Raw genomic sequence first — 814 nt, 5'->3', positions numbered from 1 at the left:
CCTTGGTCGTTAGGCGAAAGTTGTAGAAAATATATGGTCAAAATAAATCTTAATCGCAGTCTGTCCGTTTAACATGAATAAATTAATTCAGTACATTTTGTTACCTTTCTTACTTTGTAATATGTCGTGCACAAAATCATTTCAAAATGCTATAAACATAGAAAAATATACTTCGCTCTTTAATTCATATGCAAATTCATTAATAGACCTTAATTCTGAGGCAGCAGGAAGATCATTTGATCGAAAGATTTTTGATGATTTCTTTTATTCGCCGAGTGAAAAAGAAGAAAAAATCAAAACCATTCTTGAAATAAAGAACAATTTTGGAAAAGTTATAAGCAAGAAAAAATCAGAAAAATATCAAACGTTCTATAGATCAAAGATTGAAAAAGATAATTTGCCTCTATATTCAGTGTTTGAGCATTCAATTATTTATTTTGTTGAATATGAAAACATATCTACTACCGAGATTTTCGTTTTTAGGGCTAAAAATGACGAGGAACCAAAGATTTTTTCTTATGTAATTAAGTCCGTCAATCATCAGGGTAATTCTATTTTCTCTTTTCAAATTTACCCAAATAAGTATATAAGCAAATTTTGGTCGGAAGAATATCCAAGCTTGGAGGGTATTCTAAATATCTTGGGAGAAAGATAATTAGTAAAAGCTACAACCTTCGCCTAACTATCGGTGCTTCCGCTACGCTTCGAGATCGCTTACGCGACTCTCGCTCGGGCTACGCCACATTTGCTTCTGTCACTTCGTTTGCATAAGCAAACTCGTGCCATTGCAAACGTCGGAACACCTTGGTCGTTA

The 814-nt window shown here is 33.3% G+C and carries 1 protein-coding gene; it reads left to right on the top strand.

Annotated features, from left to right (window positions below; genetic code table 11):
* Positions 1 to 73: 73 nt before the first annotated feature.
* Positions 74 to 655 (top strand): hypothetical protein, encoded by a 582-nt coding sequence (locus CH362_RS19105; protein ID WP_100711902.1) that lies wholly within the window; start codon positions 74 to 76, stop codon positions 653 to 655.
* Positions 656 to 814 lie beyond the last annotated feature (159 nt).

The sequence above is a fragment of the Leptospira saintgironsiae genome (assembly GCF_002811765.1).
GTDB classification, from domain to species: Bacteria; Spirochaetota; Leptospiria; order Leptospirales; family Leptospiraceae; genus Leptospira_B; species Leptospira_B saintgironsiae.
The sequence above is the reverse complement of the archived record's forward strand: the minus strand, read 5'-3'. Positions and strand labels throughout refer to the sequence as shown.

Excerpts from the sequence above, each read along its gene's own strand:
- CH362_RS19105 (WP_100711902.1), top strand. The coding sequence starts at position 74 with ATGAATAAATTAATTCAGTACATTTTGTTACCTTTCTTACTTTGTAAT.